Annotated in this window: 16 protein-coding genes; 5 read left to right on the top strand and 11 right to left on the bottom strand. The window is 59.3% G+C overall.

The annotated features are described in order from the left end of the window. Positions 1-39 precede the first annotated feature (39 nt). Entirely contained in the window at positions 40-522 is a 483-nt protein-coding gene (locus ABD791_RS15015) for a nuclear transport factor 2 family protein (protein WP_345068182.1), read from the bottom strand. A 192-nt stretch (positions 523-714) separates the two neighbouring features. Here ABD791_RS15015 and ABD791_RS15010 point away from each other — a divergent pair, with 192 nt between their 5' ends. Both ABD791_RS15010 and ABD791_RS15005 read left to right on the top strand, forming a co-directional pair. Further along, the gene (locus ABD791_RS15010) at positions 715-1602 is read left to right on the top strand and encodes an SDR family NAD(P)-dependent oxidoreductase (RefSeq protein ID WP_345068180.1); all 888 of its coding nucleotides are present in this window, start codon (positions 715-717) and stop codon (positions 1600-1602) included. Continuing rightward, positions 1599-3302, top strand: coding sequence for an FAD-dependent oxidoreductase (locus tag ABD791_RS15005; RefSeq protein ID WP_345068178.1), 1704 nt, complete (start codon positions 1599-1601; stop codon positions 3300-3302). The genes ABD791_RS15010 and ABD791_RS15005 overlap by 4 nt, the downstream gene beginning before the upstream one ends. Positions 3303-3346: 44 nt before the next feature. On the opposite strand, the gene ABD791_RS15000 is transcribed toward ABD791_RS15005, so the two are convergent. The 5 genes from ABD791_RS15000 to ABD791_RS14980 form a co-directional block, all read right to left on the bottom strand. Beyond that, a complete protein-coding gene (locus ABD791_RS15000) occupies positions 3347-4330 on the bottom strand; it encodes an NADP-dependent oxidoreductase (RefSeq protein WP_345068176.1) in 984 nt (327 codons plus the stop codon). A 31-nt stretch (positions 4331-4361) separates the two neighbouring features. Next, positions 4362-5117: an SDR family NAD(P)-dependent oxidoreductase gene (locus ABD791_RS14995; RefSeq protein ID WP_345068174.1), complete on the bottom strand. Its 756-nt coding sequence runs from the start codon at positions 5115-5117 to the stop codon at positions 4362-4364. Continuing rightward, the gene (locus tag ABD791_RS14990) at positions 5041-5880 is read right to left on the bottom strand and encodes an ABC transporter ATP-binding protein (protein ID WP_345068172.1); all 840 of its coding nucleotides are present in this window, start codon (positions 5878-5880) and stop codon (positions 5041-5043) included. The genes ABD791_RS14995 and ABD791_RS14990 overlap by 77 nt, the downstream gene beginning before the upstream one ends. 86 nt (positions 5881-5966) lie before the next feature. Then, entirely contained in the window at positions 5967-6998 is a 1032-nt protein-coding gene (locus ABD791_RS14985) for an ABC transporter substrate-binding protein (RefSeq protein WP_345068170.1), read from the bottom strand. A 98-nt stretch (positions 6999-7096) separates the two neighbouring features. Further along, positions 7097-7993 carry an ABC transporter permease gene (locus tag ABD791_RS14980; RefSeq protein WP_345068168.1) on the bottom strand — a complete coding sequence of 299 codons (897 nt, stop codon included), beginning with the start codon at positions 7991-7993 and terminating at the stop codon, positions 7097-7099. A gap of 379 nt (positions 7994-8372) precedes the next feature. Here ABD791_RS14980 and ABD791_RS14975 point away from each other — a divergent pair, with 379 nt between their 5' ends. Beyond that, positions 8373-8864, top strand: a complete 492-nt coding sequence (locus tag ABD791_RS14975) for a nuclear transport factor 2 family protein (RefSeq protein ID WP_345068166.1) — start codon at positions 8373-8375, stop codon at positions 8862-8864. 191 nt (positions 8865-9055) lie between these two features. Here ABD791_RS14975 and ABD791_RS14970 read toward each other — a convergent pair whose 3' ends face one another. Beyond that, a complete protein-coding gene (locus ABD791_RS14970; protein WP_345068164.1) occupies positions 9056-10414 on the bottom strand; it encodes an MFS transporter in 1359 nt (452 codons plus the stop codon). Between the two features lie 389 nt (positions 10415-10803). Continuing rightward, the gene (locus ABD791_RS14965) at positions 10804-11778 is read right to left on the bottom strand and encodes an alpha/beta hydrolase (protein WP_345068162.1); all 975 of its coding nucleotides are present in this window, start codon (positions 11776-11778) and stop codon (positions 10804-10806) included. A gap of 390 nt (positions 11779-12168) precedes the next feature. Between ABD791_RS14965 and ABD791_RS14960 the strand changes: the two genes are divergently transcribed. Next, complete coding sequence (locus tag ABD791_RS14960; RefSeq protein ID WP_345068160.1) at positions 12169-12519, top strand: carboxymuconolactone decarboxylase family protein; 351 nt, start codon at positions 12169-12171, stop codon at positions 12517-12519. A gap of 142 nt (positions 12520-12661) precedes the next feature. Continuing rightward, positions 12662-14323, top strand: coding sequence for a class I adenylate-forming enzyme family protein (locus ABD791_RS14955; protein ID WP_345068159.1), 1662 nt, complete (start codon positions 12662-12664; stop codon positions 14321-14323). A 30-nt stretch (positions 14324-14353) separates the two neighbouring features. On the opposite strand, the gene ABD791_RS14950 is transcribed toward ABD791_RS14955, so the two are convergent. The 3 genes from ABD791_RS14950 to ABD791_RS14940 form a co-directional block, all read right to left on the bottom strand. Further along, on the bottom strand, positions 14354-15019 hold the full coding sequence (locus tag ABD791_RS14950) for an NADPH-dependent F420 reductase (RefSeq protein ID WP_345068158.1): 666 nt from the start codon (positions 15017-15019) through the stop codon (positions 14354-14356). 13 nt (positions 15020-15032) lie between these two features. Further along, positions 15033-16364, bottom strand: a complete 1332-nt coding sequence (locus ABD791_RS14945) for an MFS transporter (protein WP_345068157.1) — start codon at positions 16362-16364, stop codon at positions 15033-15035. A gap of 200 nt (positions 16365-16564) precedes the next feature. After that, positions 16565-18259 carry an FAD-binding protein gene (locus ABD791_RS14940; RefSeq protein WP_345068155.1) on the bottom strand — a complete coding sequence of 565 codons (1695 nt, stop codon included), beginning with the start codon at positions 18257-18259 and terminating at the stop codon, positions 16565-16567. Positions 18260-18493: the final 234 nt, after the last annotated feature.

Genomic DNA, 18493 nt, shown 5'->3' with positions numbered 1-18493 from the left:
AATCCGGGGCGGAGCGAACTCTATTTGTGTCGCCTAGCTTTAGCGCGCGGGAGTCGGAGAAACCTCACTCGCGCGCCCCAAAAGTGTGCGTCCGGCCTCTCGTCCGTCGAGCAAGGCATTCGCACGAACGACAACCTTCCACCCGTTTTCCCTGCGCTCGAACTCCCAGCGAGTGGCGACGCTGCGGACCACCCGGGCGCCGGCGCCCTCCCAGATATACAGGTGCTGGTAGTTCGTTGCGATCGCCCGGTCTCCATCAAGAACGACGTGCGGGAGCGAATTCACGTGAGCGGAACCCTGGTGGATATATCCCTGGTGGAGCTCGCCTTCAAAGAGACTCTCTAGAGCCGCATGCCCACGAAATTCGCCGACACCGTCAACGACATAGGCGCCATCCTCACTCCACTGGTCAACGGTGGACTGCGTACTCCCACTGTCAGCCGATGGGCCGTAGCCGCTGATGATCTGATAGATGGCGAGCTGGTCTTCGATGTGCGCGATTCGTTTTTCCAGAGGTAACATAGCGGGCTCCGATCACATAGCCGCGATCCGTCCGATCACGGCCGCGTCAACACTAGTGTTGCATCTGAACCACGCCGCTGTCGATGACGAACATCTGTCTACCCAGAAGCTCTCCCGCCCAGGATTTCTTTGCAGTCACTTCTATCTCTCGCCCTAATGCACTGATACAATCAACGTCAACGAAGATGTTGAATGGGAAGCGAGGTCGCTTCCTCCACGAAGGGGATCTCCATGGAGTTGTCAGAGTCAACCACTGTCGCAATCACCGGTGCCGGCAGCGGCATGGGCGCATCAATGGCCCGTTCGTTCGCGCGCCGCGGATGCACTATCGTCGTTGCCGACGTGGTGGAGGATGCCGCAAACGCCGTCGTCGAAGAAATTATCAACGAGGGCGGCAAAGCATACGCCGACGTCGTAGATGTGAGCGACCAGTCAGCAGTCGACGACTGGGCCGCGCGTTCGTTCGAACGACTCGGACACATCGACGTGCTCTGTTCGAACGCTGGTGTATCGATCCGCCCGTTCCGCACAACATGGAACGCATCCCTTGACGACTACAAGTGGCTCGCCAGCATCAACTACTTCGGCTTTGTTCACTGCATTCGCAGTTTTGTGCCCCGCATGCTCGAGCAGACTGGCCGGCGCCAGATCTTGCTTACGTCCTCCGTTGACGCATTGCAGTTCCACCCCGGGCACGGCCCGTACGGAGCCACCAAGGGTGCGGTAACAACGCTGGCAGATGTGTTGCGATTTGAACTGTCTGAAGAAGACCCTGATTTCGGCGTAACCACTCTGTATCCAGGCGCAGTGCACACCAACATCAAAACGACGGAAAAACTTCGTCCTGCGGCAACGCAGTCCTCGGCTCGCGACGTGATCGCGTACGAATCTACATTCCCCGTGCCTTACTTCGTCCGCTTCCCCGCGGAATCCGATGTCGTGGGAGATCTGGTCATTGCCGGAATCGAAAAGGACTCGCAGGCCATCCTGACCTACCCGTACGAATACAGTGGCCACGATGAGCGCGGCGAAGTGCTGCGATCAGGCGACCCGATGCGTCTATTTGAAGGCCGGGCATGAGCATTCAGGACGGAGCGTTTCTCATGGAATCTGTCACGGAATGGGACGAAGAATTCGACGTCGTATCAGTCGGCTCTGGTGCTGGCGGAGTTGTTGCGGCTCTCACCGCAGCCTCTGAAGGCGCCTCGGCATTAGTCATCGAGAAATACCACCAGCTTGGCGGCGTCACCTCGTTGTCTGCCGGTCAGGTGTGGATGGGGCCGACGACACACGCTCGGGAGGCGGGGTTTGAGGACTCCCCCGAAGAAGTACGCAGCTATCTCGATCACCTCAGCGCAGGCTTTGGCGACCTCGACAATCGGCAAACGTATATCGACCGAGGGGCAGAAGCGCTCGATTCGCTAACCGCCCTCGGCTTACGAATGCAGATAATTCCGGGACTCACGGACTACTACTACCCCGATGCGCCTGGCTCGAAAGAGGACGGTCGCTATCTGGAGGCTGTTCCTTTCCCGGCCACGCGGCTCGGCGAATGGCAACACCGCACAGTCGCTGGTGCTGGCGTCAGCACTGGCGCGCTCGGTTCAAGCACACTGAGCAATCTTGACCTCCTGGAGTGTGGCGCCGACCAACAGATGCTCGCTCAAAGAGCAGCGATGCGAGCGGCAAAATCTGAAAGGGCCCAGGGCGCCGGCCTCATGGCGAACCTCATCGCCGTCGCTCTCGAGCAGGGAGTCCAATTTCGAGCCGAAACAGCAGCCGTCAAATTAGTCGGTAAAGATCGTGTCGAGGGCGTGATCGTAACGACACCAGAAGGATCACGGTCTATACGAGCGCGACAAGGTGTCGTGCTCGCGACAAGCTCCTACGACTGGGATCCGGTATTTCGGGAGACTTTCGAGCACATCAAGGATCTACACAGCGTCACCCTTCCCACGGTGACGGGAGACCATTTCCGGCTGGCATCCGACTTCCGCGCCGCAACCGCGACGACATTGCCCGCAGGCAATCCGACGCACGTCTCGATCAATATCCCCGGCGAGATGTGGGGCGGCCGCCCTATGTATCGGCATATGATCCCCGCTCTACCCCACAGTGTTGTCGTCAACCGCGCCGGAGCTCGTTTCGGCGATGAGTCGTTCTTCCACAGCTATGCCGCGGCGCTGTACACCTTCGACGGCGACAAGCAGGAGTTCCCCAACTGGCCGGCGTGGCTCGTGTTCGACGAGTCTTTCCGCACAAAGTATCCGTTGGGGCCGATTGCCGCCGGCGTGGAGCTGCCAGAGGGCATGGCGGTACAGGCATCGAGTCTGCGCGAGCTTGCCGAAGTCTGCGGAATCGATCCGGACGGGCTTGAGCAGACGGCTGAACGAATCGGCGAGTTTGCCATTACTGGCATTGACGAAGACTTCGGTCGCGGGTCGCGCGGCTTCGTCCGAAAGATACTTGGCGATCCTGCGATAAAGCCAAATCCGAATATCGGACCAGTCGACCGAGCCCCGTTCTACGCGATCAAGCTGGAGCGCACGGGGACGGGCCTAGCATCCGCGGGGCTCAAGACCAACACTCAAGCGCAGGTTATGGACATCGATGGCAACCCGATCAAGGGGCTCTTCGCTGTGGGAAACTCTGTGGCACGGCTCGAGTTTGGCGCCGGATACAACAGTGGCCAAGCCGTTGGGCGCAGCCTGGTCTTCGGTTACGTTGCCGGCCAAACGTTGGCCGCCAGCGGGCTTTCATTGGACGCGGAATCCGCATAATCTGCGTCCGCATAGCCGTGCATAGATAGAGGGCGAGGCCGGGGTCAATCTCCCCCGGCCTCGCTTTTCATGTCGAGTACGAGCCGTCCGCGTTGGCCGCCACCCTCAATCAAGCGGTGGGCTTCAGCAGCGCGACGCATGGGCAGGATCTGCGATACGCGAGGCGTGAGAGCGCCCTCTTCGGCGCTCGTAACGAGCTCGAGCAAGCGTTCGGTATCACGCACATGTTCGCGCACGGCGACGCGCCTCCGTCGGATGCGGTCGGTGTTAGCCTCGCTATCACCCCAAGCACGCAAATAGACATGGATCCCGTCGTCCATCAGCAGCGAGTCAATCGCCGCACCCAGCGTCGCTCCATCAACAATGGCATCGACACCTTCGGGAGCCGCCGCACGAACACTCGCGATAAAGCCCGCGCCTCGCGGGGCAATGACATCAGCTCCGAGATCGCGAACGAGCTGTTCGTCTGCCGGCGACGCGTCAGCGATCACCCTGATCCCTGCGGCCGTTGCCAGCTGAACGACGTACCCGCCCACCGCGCCTACGGCGCCTGTCACGAGCAGAGTAGAGCCAGGCTCCAGGGCGCCATAATCTAGCGCCAACATGGCGGTGAGGCCATTCATCGGAATGGTTGCTGCCGAGAAATAATCCAGCCCCCGTGGGGCTCTGACAACCGAATCGACAGGCACGCAAATATGGCGCGCCTGTGCGCCACCCCGCGGCCCAATCGGATCAACTATCGCAATGACCATCTCTCCAACGGCGAGCCGATTGCTGGGACGCCCCAGCGTCGTCACCACTCCGGAAACTTCCATACCAGGAATGTACGGAGGCGAACTGTGGCGAAGCATCTCAGCCTGCGCTCCCGAGCGTAGCAATACATCGGTTGGATTGACCGTCGCTGCAGTGACCTCAATCAGCGCCTCATCAGGGCTCGGAACGGGAACTGGATGGTCGAAGATCTCGAGGACTTCAGGACCACCGAATTGAGAAACTCCCACCGCTTGCGACACGTCTTGATCTGCCATTACGCCCGACAACGGTCACCACCACCCCGGCTCAATACGTTGCTCGGCCACCGCTGATGTCATACACCGCTCCGGTGGAGAAGCTCACAGCGGCGGAGGCCAGCCAGGCCACGAGCTCAGCCACTTCCTCTGGCTGACCCAAGCGGTTCATCGGAATCAGGCTGGAAGTATGAGCAATCACTTCCGGTGCAGTCGCCGCCGTCATGGGCGTCTGGATCGTGCCGGGGGCAATGGCATTGACGAGCACGCCGGTCGCCGCGAGCTCTTTACCAATCGCCTTCGTCGCTGCGAGCAATGCGCCCTTAGAGGCCGAGTATGCCGCAAGTCCCGGCGTTCCCTCTTTTCCAGCGACAGACGCGATATTCACCACCCGCCCCCACCCGCGATCGATCATCGCAGGGACAAATGCGCGCATGACATTAATCGCACCGAAAAGATTGACCTCCATCGGTGCACGCCACTCGTCAATCGGGGTATCGAGAAAAGAGGAACTCGGGCCAACGATTCCCGCCGAATTAATAACGATGTCAACAGCAGGAAGGTAGCGCGCGATGGCACTCAGTTCCTTCGCATCGGTGACATCGACGACGACCTCAGCCTGCCCGTCGCGATCGAGGGTGACGACGTCAACGCCGTCGGCACGCAACCGCTTTACACACGCTGCACCAATACCGCTGGCGCTTCCTGTGACGAGCGCTCGACGCTTGATGTCACTCTTCATTGTGCGCGCTACCGACGTCATGAAGAACGCCCATACGCTCAAAGTGCGTGTAAATACGGTCGGCATACTTCGCGAAATCAGCCGACTCGACCATAGCGAGTGGCCGTGGTCGCGGGAGATCCACGATGATTTCGTCAACGATTTCGCCGGGGCTCGGGCTCATGACAAGGATGCGGTCAGAGAGACCAACCGCTTCTTCCACACTGTGAGTGATGAACATGACCGTCGGCCGACGTTGCAACCACAGAGATTCGAGGTCTGCACGTACCTGTAGTCGCGTCAACGCATCCAGCGCACCGAATGGCTCATCCATGAGCAACACAGCGGGGTCATGGATGATCGAGCGGATCAACGAGACACGCTGACGCATGCCACCCGACAGCTGTCGAGGATACTTGTCGATTGCCTTTTCCATGTGGAGCTTTACGAAGAGCTCCCTGGCGCGCTCGCGCATCTCCTTCTTATCAAGGTGGCGTACGTCAGCTTGAACCAGGACGTTGTCCATCGCCGTACGGAAATCCAACAAGAGGTGATCTTGAAAGGCGATACCAACGTCGGTAAAGGGCTTACTGATTGCCTGCCCGCCGATGGAGATTCCGCCCTGAGACTTTGCGAGCAGCCCAGCAACCATAAGCATGAGCGTGCTCTTGCCACAGCCCGAGGGCCCCACGATCGACACGAACTCCCCAGGCCTAATATCTATTGACACGGGACTCAACGCTTGGAAAGGCGTCGCAGTGTCCCCGCCAAAGACTTTGGTCACGTTGTCGATGATGATGTTGCGCCCGACCGACGTTACGGCCGCGTCCGCGGTAGTTGTTGCGTTCATGATCTTCACTTTCTACGGGCCGTTGAGGCTTGCAGTCGCGGGTTGTTTTCCTGCCACCGGAACGGATCCGGTGGCAGGAAAACAGCTTAGGAACAGGCGGGCAGTTCTGACTCTGCGGGCAAGTAGTCCCAGTTTGTGAACGTCGTCGTGTCTTGCTTGGCCTTGAGCAGGCCCGCCTCTACGAGAATTGCGTTGGCGTCTGCCATGTATTCATCGGTCAAGACGCCCATGTGAGTGGAACCATCAGCGCACATCAGGACCTTGAGTGGTGCAAGCTCAGCCACCGTGACAGCCTCGACGGAGTCCGGCAGGAGCTTCTTTACGACAGCACCGGCATGTGCAGGATCTTTGAGAACAGACTCCCAGCCCTTGAGCGTCGCCGCTACTACCCTACGCACGCCTTCTGGGTTCTTCTTGAGGTAGCTTTGCGTCGTGAACATCGACTGCGAAGGAGTAGCGACGCCGTAGTCAGCAAAGATGAACTGATCCCAATCCACCTTCTGCTTGTCTAACGTCGCTGCATGGATCTGGATGTCGCCGACCATCGCGTCGACCTTCCCTTCAAGCATCGAAGGGACCATGGCCGTCGGCGCCATATTCACAACCTCGACGTCCGCCTCCGTAAGACCGTTACGCTCCAAGAAAAGCGGGAAAAGGAATGCACCTGATCCACCACCTTGAGGAACCGCAACTTTCTTACCTTTAAGATCCGCAGGAGTCTTTATTCCTGTGGAGTTGAGGTACTGGACGGATATAACGGAAATTTGGTTCTGGGCCGCGACGATGACCAGCGGGGCACCTGCTTCCACCTGCTGGGCGATGACTGTCGCGTCAGCGATGCCCATATCGGCACCACCACCAGCTACCAGCTGCGCCGCGGGCCCGGAGCCGGTGCCCTGCTCCACGTTGACAGCAACTCCGGCGTCTTTATAGAAGCCATCTTCGACGGCCACCGCGGCGCCGGCGGTGGCGCCAGACCAGGTCCACTGCAGCTGGAGTTTTACGCTCGCTACTCCATCAGCATTGGAATCTGTTGACCCACCCGAGGCCGCGCAGCCTACGAGGGCGAGGGCGGTGGCGGCTACGGCCACCGCGAGCTTGATCATGCGTCGTTGCATTGCTGTGCTCCTTGTTGAAGGGGTGTGTATTACGAAGGGTGGTATTACAGGGGGTCACACAAAGGAAGTCTTGCGGGAGGGGCGTTCGCCGCTCGGCTTTACCGGTCGCGGCGCTGCCACGGAGAGGCCAGCCACTCGACGATCTCGATGATGTAGTTCAAAATCACGCCAATCAGGGTCATAACAACGATCACGGCAAACATGTACTCCGTATCCAGCGCACCGCTGGCACGAAGGAGGGCGTAGCCAAGGCCGTTATTTGACCCGAGGAACTCTGCCACGATGACAGCGGTGACTGCCATCGTCGCCGTCGTCTTGAGGCCCGAGAAAATGACCGGCATCGCTGCAGGAACACGCAGGTACCAGAAGGTCTGCCAGCCGCTTGCCCCCATCGATTTCGTCAGGTAAAGCAGTCGTTCATCCAAGATCGCGAATCCGGTCATACTCGCCAGCAGCAGGGGGAAGAACGAGATGAGAACGACAAGCATCACCTTCGTCTCAATCCCAAATCCCAGCCAGACCAGGAGAAGAGGTGCCATTGCAATCTTCGGGATGAGCTGCATGACAACGGTCGGCGGGTACAAGACCTGGCGGGCGATTCGCGAAAGCGACAGGAGCAGGCCGAGCGGAACGGCGATCAAAACACTCAGCACAAAACCGATAGCAAGCGCATTGAGCGTCGCGAGGGTGTGTACCCACAAACTGCCGGCGTCGGCAAACATTCGCTCGAAGACCGCGAAAGGACCGGGCAACAGGTACGACGGAATCTTCAAGAATTCGACCGCCGCGGCCCAGCAAAGGACAAGGGCCACAAAGACAAGAACGGGGATCGATCCCCACAGGACCGTGCGAATGCGTCGACGGGATGAAAGGGCAGGTTTTGCCTGTGCCATCGCCGCGTTCACGATTGTCGCTGTGGCTGGACCCCCAGCCCCCAACCCTTGGGAATCTGCGGTCCGCGAACTCATGTTCCGGTCGTCAGTGATGGGCATCATTTCGCACTCCTCGTCGAGTGAATTAGAACGAATTTGTCGACTCGTTAGCCGCGAGTCAGATCATGAAATCAAGTTAAAGAGAGATTGTCAACTCTAATGTTGATAGTAATCAGTCGCGAACTGTTCCGCTTGCACCCGCCCAGCGGGGTGGCGCTGAAGGTCAGTTCATTTTCCTAGGAAGTTGCCCTCTCGTGCGGGATTCCCCACCAGGGCCCACCACTCAATCAGGTCGAGATCTGAGGCTACGGGACGTTTTCAATTTCGTCAACATAAACGTTGAGGTTGCCAGATAAGCGAGCGCATTTTCTCGTCGATGGCGGGTTCCTGCGAGGTTATGCTCGGCAACACAGCTGTGGATTTAGGCGAGAAAGGAACTCTCATGGAGTCATGTGAAACACGCCTGAGACGCATCGAGGATCACCTCGCGATCAATCACCTCATCAGCCGCTACGGGCCTCTCGCCGATTCGGGCGAAGCTGAACTTGCGGCCTCCCTGTGGGAGCCCTCTGGCGTCTATGGCATCGACCTGGGAGCCTTTGACGGCCACGCTGGCATCGTTGGCTTCTTGCAGAGTCCGCTCGCAGTGGGGCTACGGGAGAGCGGCAGCTCCCACGTCCTCGCGCCTGCCGAAGTTGTCATCGAAGGAGATCGAGCCGTTGCGACTAACTATTCGTTGACAATCGAGCACGCTGAGGGTCAATTCCGAGTGTTTCGATCCGTCGCAGCACGGCGGGAATTCGCGCGCACGACAGACGGCGAATGGCTGGTACGCCGCCGGCTAAACCAGGCGCTGAAGGGATCAGCCAGGGCGCGAGAACTACTGGCCGCGGCAGATGACTCAACGTCGTTCGAGTACCGCGAGCCCGCCTGACCTGACCTGCTGTACCGACCTCGACGCGCCAGGCACACAACATTCGCGCGCTCTGCGATTGAAGCTGGGCCCCTCACCTGCGTGAGGGGCCCAGCTTCAATGCTTGCGTCCAATATTTGCCATTCCCCATTCATCGACTCGCGGAACTCGCGCTAAAGAGGGACATTCATCCATGCAGCAAGGCTTGCTACCTACTTCTGCGGAGAAGTCTCGAGCACGCTCTCATCTACGCCAGCAATGAAGGCGTCAACCTGCGCTCGGCGCTCTGCACCCCAGGTCTCTCGCGTTGTAAGAACCCCTACGAGCCCGATGAGTCCGGCGAGGACCATCAGAAGGGCAGGGCCAACCCAGCCGAACTGCGCTGCGAGTAGAGCTGCGATGAAGGGCGAGAATCCTGTGATGACAGGTGCAAGCTGATAGCCGAGAGAGGCACCGGAGCTTCGCACGCCGGTGCTGAAGAGCTCAGAGAACCATGCACCCTGGGCACCCCCGAACATCGCCCACACAACGCCAATCCCGATGACGAACGCCAGCGCGATGAGGAAGGGGCTCCCGCTGTTAGCCAGCGCGAACGCGGGGAATGCGTATGCAATCACACCAAGGCAGGCAACGATATAGATTGGCTTGCGTCCCACGGTATCGGAGAGGCGTCCGATGAAACAGATCAGGCAAACTGCCACAGCCGAACCGATAAGGGATCCCGTCAAGGCGACATCACGCGTGACGAGTTCGTTACTTGTGACATAGCTCAGGAGGTACGTCGCAATGACGTAGTAGCCCGTTCCTTCCGCGATTCGCATTGCGATGATCCGAAGAATATCTCGCCAATTTTCTCGGAGAACCTTGGCCAGTGGATTCTTGACCACATTTCCGTCCTTTTTCAAGGTCGTAAACTCCGGCGTTTCGCTGATTCCGACACGAATGATGAGTCCGATGACGATCAGAACCGTCGATGCCAGGAACGGCACTCGCCAAGCCCAGTCGCCAGGTAGAGACGCAGAAGCGAGGAACACTATGCTCGCCAAGCCGACGCCGAGAGGCCCGCCTGCAAGCGGGATCGACGTGAAGAAACCACGCCGACGCCAAGGTGCATGCTCGTACGTCATGGTGACTGCGCTGCCCCACTCGGCACCAAACGACAACCCCTGCACAACCCGTAGTACTAACAGCAGAATCGGTGCCAAAATACCAGCGTTCTCGTATGTGGGAAGCAAGCCGATGGCTGCCGTCGCGACACCCATGACGACAAGAGCCGTTACCAAAACCGGCTTACGGCCATAGCGATCGCCCATGTATCCGCCGATGATGCCACCAAGTGGACGTACTACGAATCCCACGGCAAGAGTCGCGAATGCGAGAAGCGTTCCGATGACAGGATCATTATCGGGGAAAAATACGGTCCCGAAATATAGTGCCGAGGCAGTGGCGTAGGCGAGGAAGTCATAGTTTTCAACCATCGTTCCCATGGACGCGGCGATCGCCGTCTTAGTCTTGTCCGGCGAACCGGACCTAGCATTTTCTCGCCGCTCGCTCTCGATGTTCTTACTCACTTAGCTGTCTCCTTTGACGATCATGTGATTAGACAATTTCGGCAGAAATCAACAAACTCGTTGACCCCAACGTCCAGCGTCAACATATTCGTTTATTAGATCTGCGTCAAGAGTTGGCGCGCCGCATCCGTCCAGATGTTGATTCCAGAGCGCGGCGCCGAGGGATGGGCGCTCCCACGCCACGACGGCTCCGCGTCAGCGCGCCAGCGCGCCAGCGCGTCAGCGCGTCAGCGCGTCAGCGCGTCAGCGCGTCAGCGCGTCAGCGCGTCAGCGCGTCAGCGCGTCAGCGCGTCAGCGCGTCAGCGCGTCAGCGCGTCAGCGCGTCAGTGCGTCAGCGCGTCAGCGCGTCAGCGCGTCAGCGCGTCAGCCAAATTCTCCGGGCAGTATGCCTAGAGGCTTCGCAACATACGGATTCGATCAGCGAGCGTCCGTCGCGTGAGCTCGATCTGCGGCGCCGCGAGGTCATACCCGTGCGGCACTGAAGGATGAAGGTGAAGTTCTGTCGAGACGCCAGCGTCGGTCAGACGAGTTGCATACTCCAACACCTCCCGCCGAAATATGTCCAACTCCCCGACATCGAGATATGTGCGAGGCAGCCCTTCCAAATGAGCCTCGCGGGCCGGGACGGCGTAGCGCATATTCTGCTGATCTTGACCACGGGCGCTCAAAACTGCACTCCAAGCCGCAGCATTGTCGCCATAATTCCAACCAATGTATGGCTCTAGCCACTTGTCCGGTCGGATTGTTCGATCATCGAGCATCGGATAAATCAGCAACTGGGCGGAGAGACTCAGCCCATGATCGCGGCAGAAGAGCGCCGCGCTCGCGGCGAGCCCGCCGCCACCGCTGTCGCCCATGACTGCGATGCGATCAGGGTCCACGCCAAGTCGTTCCGCGTTGTCTATCAACCACCGAACCCCCATGACGCAGTCATCCATGCCAGCCGGAAAAGGATTCTCGGGTGCGAGGCGGTAGTCAACCGCCAGCATCGGCACCCCACTGGATTCGACATACCGCTCGATGATGCGGTCGTAGTAAGACAGCTCTCCGAGGACCATTCCGCCACCGTGCATGTAGACAACTCCGGCCGTCATCGAGACGGATGTGTCGGTTTCGTTGTAGTACCAGCGCAGGGCAATCTCCGATCCATCGGGGCGAACACCCGTTGCATCCCATCTACTTACGCCTTGTCGTTCCGGAATCAGCGCAGAAAAGTAGGGATAGCGCTTGGCCGCCCGCTCGCGAAGAGCTGGAATCGACGACATCGGATCAACTTCATGCTCCGTTACCTGGTCTCTCTGCGCGAGGGCGGAGGCGAACGCGGGATCGATTCTAAACGCACCGGGTGGCCGCTTCCCATTCATAATTTTGGATCCTTTCGAGCCTCACCCGAAGGCACTGAGGCAAATTCTTGTGCGTCAACACAATGATTGACCCACGATAACAACGACGCTACAGTCAGGACAAGCATCGTCCGGAGCTAGTGCCAACCTGCACTGGCTGACGCAAACCAATTTTCATTCGCCCACCAAACGGGGGGGGTGGCGCGCTGTTGCGGACGTGACCCAGCAAGATTTTGCGAGCAGGGAACTCCTGGCGGCGCGGCAGCTTCGCTACGGACGACACGGCATTTGAGGTCGCACGTCGCCATGCAGATCCGCCAGCGAATCGCTGGATAGGTGCGCCAGTATTCCTGAGAGCCGACGCGCTGTAGGGACGAAGCAGAGAACTACAAAAGAAATGGAAACAACACCATGGTAGAAAAATCCGAAACCATCGACGCGATGCTGTCCGAGGTTGGAGCGGCATTACCTGAATCCCACGTCGCCTATGCGAAGCGCGATCCCGAGTTGTTTGCGTCCTACCTCGCTTGGAGAGACACGTGCCTAAGCGACGGAGCCATCTCACGAACCCAGAAGTTGCTGATGGTCGTCGCCCTACTGACCGCGCAGAAAAGCGCAGAAGCCATGCGCGTATACGCGTCCATCGCGCTCTCGCAAGGAGCCTCACCCGCAGAACTCAAGGAGGCTCTGCGGGTCGGAGTACTTTTTTCGGGCGGGTCTGGCATCCATGCAGCCGCATCGATCGAGGATCTACTCGCTTAAACCTCTACGTTCTCCACACCGCGCAGAGACCGGGCCACCAGTAATCCCTCTACTCTTGAGAAATAGTCAACGTCAACGTAGATTGAGGTTGGTAAGCCTTGCTCTCTGGCGAGGCTCCAAATGTTCTCGACGAGGAGATGACATGGACTGGGTCGTAAGAAGTGAAGCCGTGCCGCTCGGAGATCTTTTGGTACGCACTGCCCAGCGCTGGCCCGCGATACCTGCGATCGCATTTCCTGCGGAGGATCTCACGTACGAAGAGCTCTTCGAGGAGTCTGTGCGCGTAGCGCGCGGGCTCCTCGGGCTCGGCATTCAACGCGGAGACCATATCGGTGTGCTCGCGCCGAACTCTCCCGAGTACGTGACTGCCCTCTTCGGCGCCGCGCTTGTGGGCGCCGTGGTCGTCCCGTTGAATGTGCGCAGCACCAGTCGCGAGTTGGCATACCTCGTGCCTCACGCCGAGCTGAAGCTCATCCTCACAACAGACCGGATCGCACCTCGGGTCAATTTTGTCGATCGTTTGCAAGGCGCCCTCCCCGGGCTCGAGAGTTGCGATGGCGCGCACCCACTCCGTTTCGAGGACGCTCCATTACTGCGGCATATCGTCATGTTGCGCGGCGGGAGCGAGGGCTGCGCGCTTGGTCGAGACCAATTCGACGAAACAATTTCTCGCAGTTCGGCTGAAGCAGTAGATTCTGTGCGCACTCGCGTTCGCGTGGCTGATCCTGCCCTCATCATGTACACCTCCGGTACAACATCAAACCCGAAGGGTTGCGTAATTAGCCATGAAGCAATCGTCCGCGGCTCCACGGCACGCATCGGAGATGCACTGCCAGATGACCATGGTGACGACCGACACATCATGTGGGTTCCGTTGCCTCTGTTCCATATTGCAGCGCTCCAAGTTTTCGTGTTCGGAGTGAGTGCTGGGGCCTCAATCATCACTGATATCTATTTGGACGCAGATAGAGCGTTGGAAAGCATCCGAAAGTGGCGCGCAAACTCACTGTGGAGTGGTTTTATGCCGCCCATGCGAGCGCTGCGCACTGCGACGGGCTTCGACGCCGCGGAGCTCGATTGGGTCCGCTCGATCTGGACAGTAGGCCCAGAAATCGAGATGCGAGAACTCCTCGAACTCTTCCCCAACGCTGCCCTGGTATCTGGGGGCGGAATGTCCGAAACAACCGGCTGGTTTTGCATATCGACTAAAGACGACTCCGGCGAGATGCGGGCGACCACATCGGGGAAACTCGTTGCGGGCGCAGAAGTTCGCGTCACGGATCCAGACACCGGAGCAGATCTGCCCGACGGCCAGCGCGGCGAGCTGCTCGTACGCACATACACCGTCATGGATGGGTACTTCAAGGACCCAGAGCGCACCGCAGAAGCGATCGACGCCGACGGATGGGTACACACGGGCGACCTCTACACGCACCTCGCATCGGGCCACATGGTCTACAACGGGCGAGTGAAGGACATGTTGAAAGTCGGTGGTGAGAATGTTCCTGCGATTGAGATCGAGGCGTTTCTCTGTCGACACCCCAACGTCGTCACAGCTGAGATTGTCGGGGTACCCGACGATCAACTCGATGAGGTACCGGTCGCCTTTGTCGAACTCGTTCCAGGCACGAGTGTCGACGCCTCTGACCTCATCTCGTTCTGCCGGGGAGAACTATCAACCTTCAAGATCCCCCGGGCCGTTTACTTCATGAAATCTGATGAGTGGCCAATGTCTGCCACAAAGGTCAATAAGCGTGATCTCCGCGAAAAGGCGATCGGGCTCGCAGCGGTGCCAACCGGCTGATGGCGCTGCGCGCACACCCACCTATACCTTCTATGTAAGGGTGTCGCTGGCAAACCGTGATGCGCGGGATGCCAGCGCCAATTCCTCTCGCAGCTTGCTGGCACCCTCAAGGCGCTGATAAGCCGGTTGGTCGCTCTCAATCCGCCAGCTCTCAGCGAGGCTGTCGATCACGACCGAATCAAAGCCGAGCTCGTCGTAGAGCTCGCAAACCAGTCCCACTGCCAGAGGATCATCCCCCGCTGCGACGAGCGCCCACCGCCGCGCACTGTCGGACGAGCGCCCCTGCAAAAGGACGTCCTGCGCGCGCATATGGTTGAACGCCTTCACTACCGATGCACCCGGCAAGTGGCGCTGAACAAGCTCTGACGTAGAAACCTCGGCACGATCTAGTGCTCGAACACGCCCGTCTCTGTCCGGGTAATAGTTGATCGTATCGAGCACGATCTTTCCAGACAGCTCATCGACGGGTATTTTCTCAAGCGCATGAAGCGGCACCGAAACGATGACCCAGTCAGCGAGTGAGGCAGCCTCAGAGGCTCGGACAGCTCGGCACTTCGGGCCGATGCCGGCCGCCAGCGAGTGAAGCGTCTCTGGCCCCCGCGAGTTACTCAAAAGAACCTCGTAGCCACGCGGGATGAGCGCTCTCGCGAGCGCCGATCCCACGTGGCCGGCTCCGAGGATTCCTACGGTCGCCATGTCACTCCGCTGCTCACTCCGCGTTGAACTGAACAGCACCCTCAGAAAGACTCACGTCTCGTGTCTCCGGGGTGAAGATGAGGACGGCCAGGCTCAGGGCGCCGGCAATGACGAGAATGATGGCCGGTGCGATCGGACCCATGGACGATGCGAGCGCTGTCGCAACGAACGGCGTCGCGCCTCCGAAGATTGCCGTGCCCAGTCCATACGACAGACCGTGCGCTGAATACCGCGAAGAGGTACGGAACAGCTCGAGCATGGTTACGACTGCCCCGGAAACGTAGAACATGACTCCGACGGCGACGAGAATCTGCGCGAAGATGACTCCTGCCGTGGTTCCGGAACTCAAGAGATGTAAGGCCGGGAAAGCCGATACGGCCATCCAAATCGCGCCGGTGATCATGAGCGGCTTGCGTCCGATTCTGTCGGCCAGCTTGCCGCCGAAGAGCGAGCCCACCATGATCACGATTGACGCAATTGTGTTCGACAACAGCGCGATGTTGGGGTCTACACCAACGGTCGTAATTGCGTACGAGTACATATACGTCACGAGGAAGTAGTAACCGGCCAGGTTCGGAATGAGGATCACCAGCACTACAAGGAGCGAGCGCCATTCTTTTGTGATCGCAGCCTTCAACGGGTTGGTGACACCCTCTTCTTCCTGCGCTCGCGTGAACTCCTCAGGATCGCGAAGACGCATACGGAGCCACAAGCCGATGACAGCCAGGATTGCCCCGAGGAAGAACGGAAGTCTCCAACCCCACTCCAGATAAGCGTCCTCGCCGATCCACGAGCGAAGGCCTATGAGACCAAACCCGAGGAGCACCCCGGGAAGGATCGAGACTGAGTAGACGATGGCAATCCAGTAGCCGCGACGGCCTTGCGGCGCAGACTCCACCACGAAGCTCAGCGCGCCCGAATGCTCTCCACCAGTCGAGAACCCCTGAATGAGGCGCAGGACGAGCAACAGGAGGGGAGCCAACATGCCAACGCTGGCATAGATCGGAAGGAAGCCAATCAGGCCGGTGGCCACACCCATAAGAAGGATGGTGATGGCGAGCACCTTGATTCGTCCGATGCGGTCGCCCAGATAGCCAAACATGATCCCGCCGAGCGGCCTAGCCAGAAAACCTACGCCGAAGATCGCGAAAGTGCTGAGCAATGCCACCGTGGGATTGCTGTCGCCGAAGAACTGCGCCGCAAAGACGGGAACAGTCAGTCCGTAGATGAGAAAGTCGTACCACTCAACAAACGTGCCAACCGCGCCACCGAGTAGGCGCCGCCGAGCTCGCTTGCGCTGCTCAAACGTGGGAAGAGTTGAGGTGGGGGCGGTCGACTGGGACATAACGCACTCCTTCGGGCGGGATATCGAGCGTTGAAAGCAACGCTATATGTGTCTATTGCAGATTCTACACGAGCGTTGACGAGCGTTGACGAGCGTCACAGGCCCGGGACGTGACGGCCGTCGTCACTGAAATTCCTGGTCAGGGCTTCGATCCAAATGAAACTCCTCGGCACCGTCACACGGTTGCGTTGGAGCAGCGCCTATGAGCCTTCGACGGGAGCGAGGGAGTCAGCCGCATCCATTGCTGCTACATAGCCGAACGTCAAGGCCGCACCGAGCGTAGCGCCAGGGCCCGGATAGCAGGACGTCGGACCGCCGTTCGAGCAGTTGCCCGCCGCATACAGCCCCGGAATTGGTTGCTGCGAGGCGGCTGAGTATACCCGTCCCTTGTCATCAACGCGGAGTCCACCGCGCGTGGAGAGCGCTCCTGCGTACATGCGCACCGCGTAAAAAGGACCTTCGGAAAGCGCGCCGAGGCAGGGGTTAGGTAGGTTGGCCGGGTCTCCCCATGCGCGATCATAAGCGGTCTCTCCGCGTTGGAAGTCCTCGTCCACACCAGCCTGCGCAAAACCATTAAATCGTTCTACTGTGGCCTCGAAAACCGTCGGGTCGACTTCCATTTCACGCGCAAGATCAGCGAGACTGGCGCCAATCCGCAGCCAGTCGGGTGTTGGTGCGCCCTCCGCTGGCACCTTCCAAGCCAGCACGGCATAGCGCCTGGCTGCGTAGCCATCGAACACGAGCCACGCAGGGAAGTTCTGCTCCCAACCGCCCACTACGGAATCGAAGTACTTACCGACGTCGTGGTAGTTGATGGACTCATTCATGAAGCGCTTGGCCTTGTCGTTCACGATCATGACGTGGGGAAGCGCCCGATCCTCGCGACTTCCTGCCGTATTCACGATCGAGTTGTCCGAGCCGAGCGGCAAATGAGGCATCCACCATGCGTCACCGATCCCTGCGGTTTGTGCACCGATCGCCATGCCCATCCGGTGACCGTCACCACTATTCGACTCAAGCTCGCATGAATATTGGATGCGACGCGAAAGCCACAGACGCTTCAGCTCCTCATCGTGGGAGAAGCCTCCCGTGGCGACGAGTACGCCAGCTGATGCGCGAAGAACCTGCGCTTCACCGTCCGGCCCCGATACGCGAACGCCCACTGCACGACCGTTCTCTTCGATGATCTCTTCAGCGCGAACATCGACGCGATAATCTACGCCATGAGCCAGTCCGCCTCGCACCAACTGGGCAACGAGCGCCGCACCGCGTGCGAGGTTCGCGGGTATTGCATCTTCCTCGCCCGTCGGTGGAGCGAATACGCTTGCGCCCGGGCGCTGCGCCCCGGGCGCATCGAGGTGCATTGCCTCGGAGTTGTAGTCACGGGGATCAAATGTCCATGCCGACGTGTGTGTGATTCGCAGCTTGCTGGCGAATTCACCGAATGGTGCGGTCGCGGTCTTTCCGACGACCAGTGCGCGACCCCCCACCTTCGCGCCAGGGAGCCACGAGCGGTAGTCCATGCTCGACCCGCCGGGACGCGTTGCGAGAAACTCCATGCCGCCTTCCTCTTCAAGGAATTTGATGACCTCGGGACCATGATCTACGAGCACATCGATGTGAGTGGGGTCGCCCACCCCAATGATGCACGCATTGAGGTATGCGAGTGCCTCCTCGCGCGAATCAGCAACGCCAACTCCAGCCTCGAGGTGATTGTTCGGTATCCATGAGGTTCCTCCCGAGACGGCGGTAGTTCCGCCGATCAGGCTCGTCTTCTCAAGAACGATCACGCGAAGACCCTTGATCGCGGCCGTCAGAGCGCCAGTCAGCCCGGCACCCCCGCTGCCGATAACGATGAAGTCGGCATCCCATTCATTCTCAGAGGACCCGATCAAACTACTGCTCATGTCCGCAAACCCTTTCGCGGGCTCCGACGCTGGACACCCATTTGAGTTCAACGTAGCACTGTACGTCAGTGCAGTCAACGCCTGAGTTGACCACCAGCACTCCGGGTCGAGGCTGTTCGACATGCGGCACGTAGGAGCACATGAATTCCGCGTGCCATCAATCAACATTGACGTTGAATTAGATTGATGCAATCCTGAGCGAGTGGTTCACCTTTAGAGAAA

This window comes from Glaciibacter kafniensis (genome assembly GCF_039538945.1).
Lineage (GTDB): Bacteria > Actinomycetota > Actinomycetes > Actinomycetales > Microbacteriaceae > Cryobacterium > Cryobacterium kafniensis.
Note: the sequence above shows the minus strand (reverse complement) of the source record. Positions and strands in the feature narration are given on the sequence as shown.

Coding starts and splice junctions, on each gene's coding strand:
- ABD791_RS15015 (WP_345068182.1), bottom strand. CDS start 522: ATGTTACCTCTGGAAAAACGAATCGCGCACATCGAAGACCAGCTCGCC.
- ABD791_RS15010 (WP_345068180.1), top strand. CDS start 715: ATGGGAAGCGAGGTCGCTTCCTCCACGAAGGGGATCTCCATGGAGTTG.
- ABD791_RS15005 (WP_345068178.1), top strand. CDS start 1,599: ATGAGCATTCAGGACGGAGCGTTTCTCATGGAATCTGTCACGGAATGG.
- ABD791_RS15000 (WP_345068176.1), bottom strand. CDS start 4,330: ATGGCAGATCAAGACGTGTCGCAAGCGGTGGGAGTTTCTCAATTCGGT.
- ABD791_RS14995 (WP_345068174.1), bottom strand. CDS start 5,117: ATGCCGACCGTATTTACACGCACTTTGAGCGTATGGGCGTTCTTCATG.
- ABD791_RS14990 (WP_345068172.1), bottom strand. CDS start 5,880: ATGAACGCAACAACTACCGCGGACGCGGCCGTAACGTCGGTCGGGCGC.
- ABD791_RS14985 (WP_345068170.1), bottom strand. CDS start 6,998: ATGCAACGACGCATGATCAAGCTCGCGGTGGCCGTAGCCGCCACCGCC.
- ABD791_RS14980 (WP_345068168.1), bottom strand. CDS start 7,993: ATGATGCCCATCACTGACGACCGGAACATGAGTTCGCGGACCGCAGAT.
- ABD791_RS14975 (WP_345068166.1), top strand. CDS start 8,373: ATGGAGTCATGTGAAACACGCCTGAGACGCATCGAGGATCACCTCGCG.
- ABD791_RS14965 (WP_345068162.1), bottom strand. CDS start 11,778: ATGAATGGGAAGCGGCCACCCGGTGCGTTTAGAATCGATCCCGCGTTC.
- ABD791_RS14960 (WP_345068160.1), top strand. CDS start 12,169: ATGGTAGAAAAATCCGAAACCATCGACGCGATGCTGTCCGAGGTTGGA.
- ABD791_RS14955 (WP_345068159.1), top strand. CDS start 12,662: ATGGACTGGGTCGTAAGAAGTGAAGCCGTGCCGCTCGGAGATCTTTTG.
- ABD791_RS14950 (WP_345068158.1), bottom strand. CDS start 15,019: ATGGCGACCGTAGGAATCCTCGGAGCCGGCCACGTGGGATCGGCGCTC.
- ABD791_RS14945 (WP_345068157.1), bottom strand. CDS start 16,364: ATGTCCCAGTCGACCGCCCCCACCTCAACTCTTCCCACGTTTGAGCAG.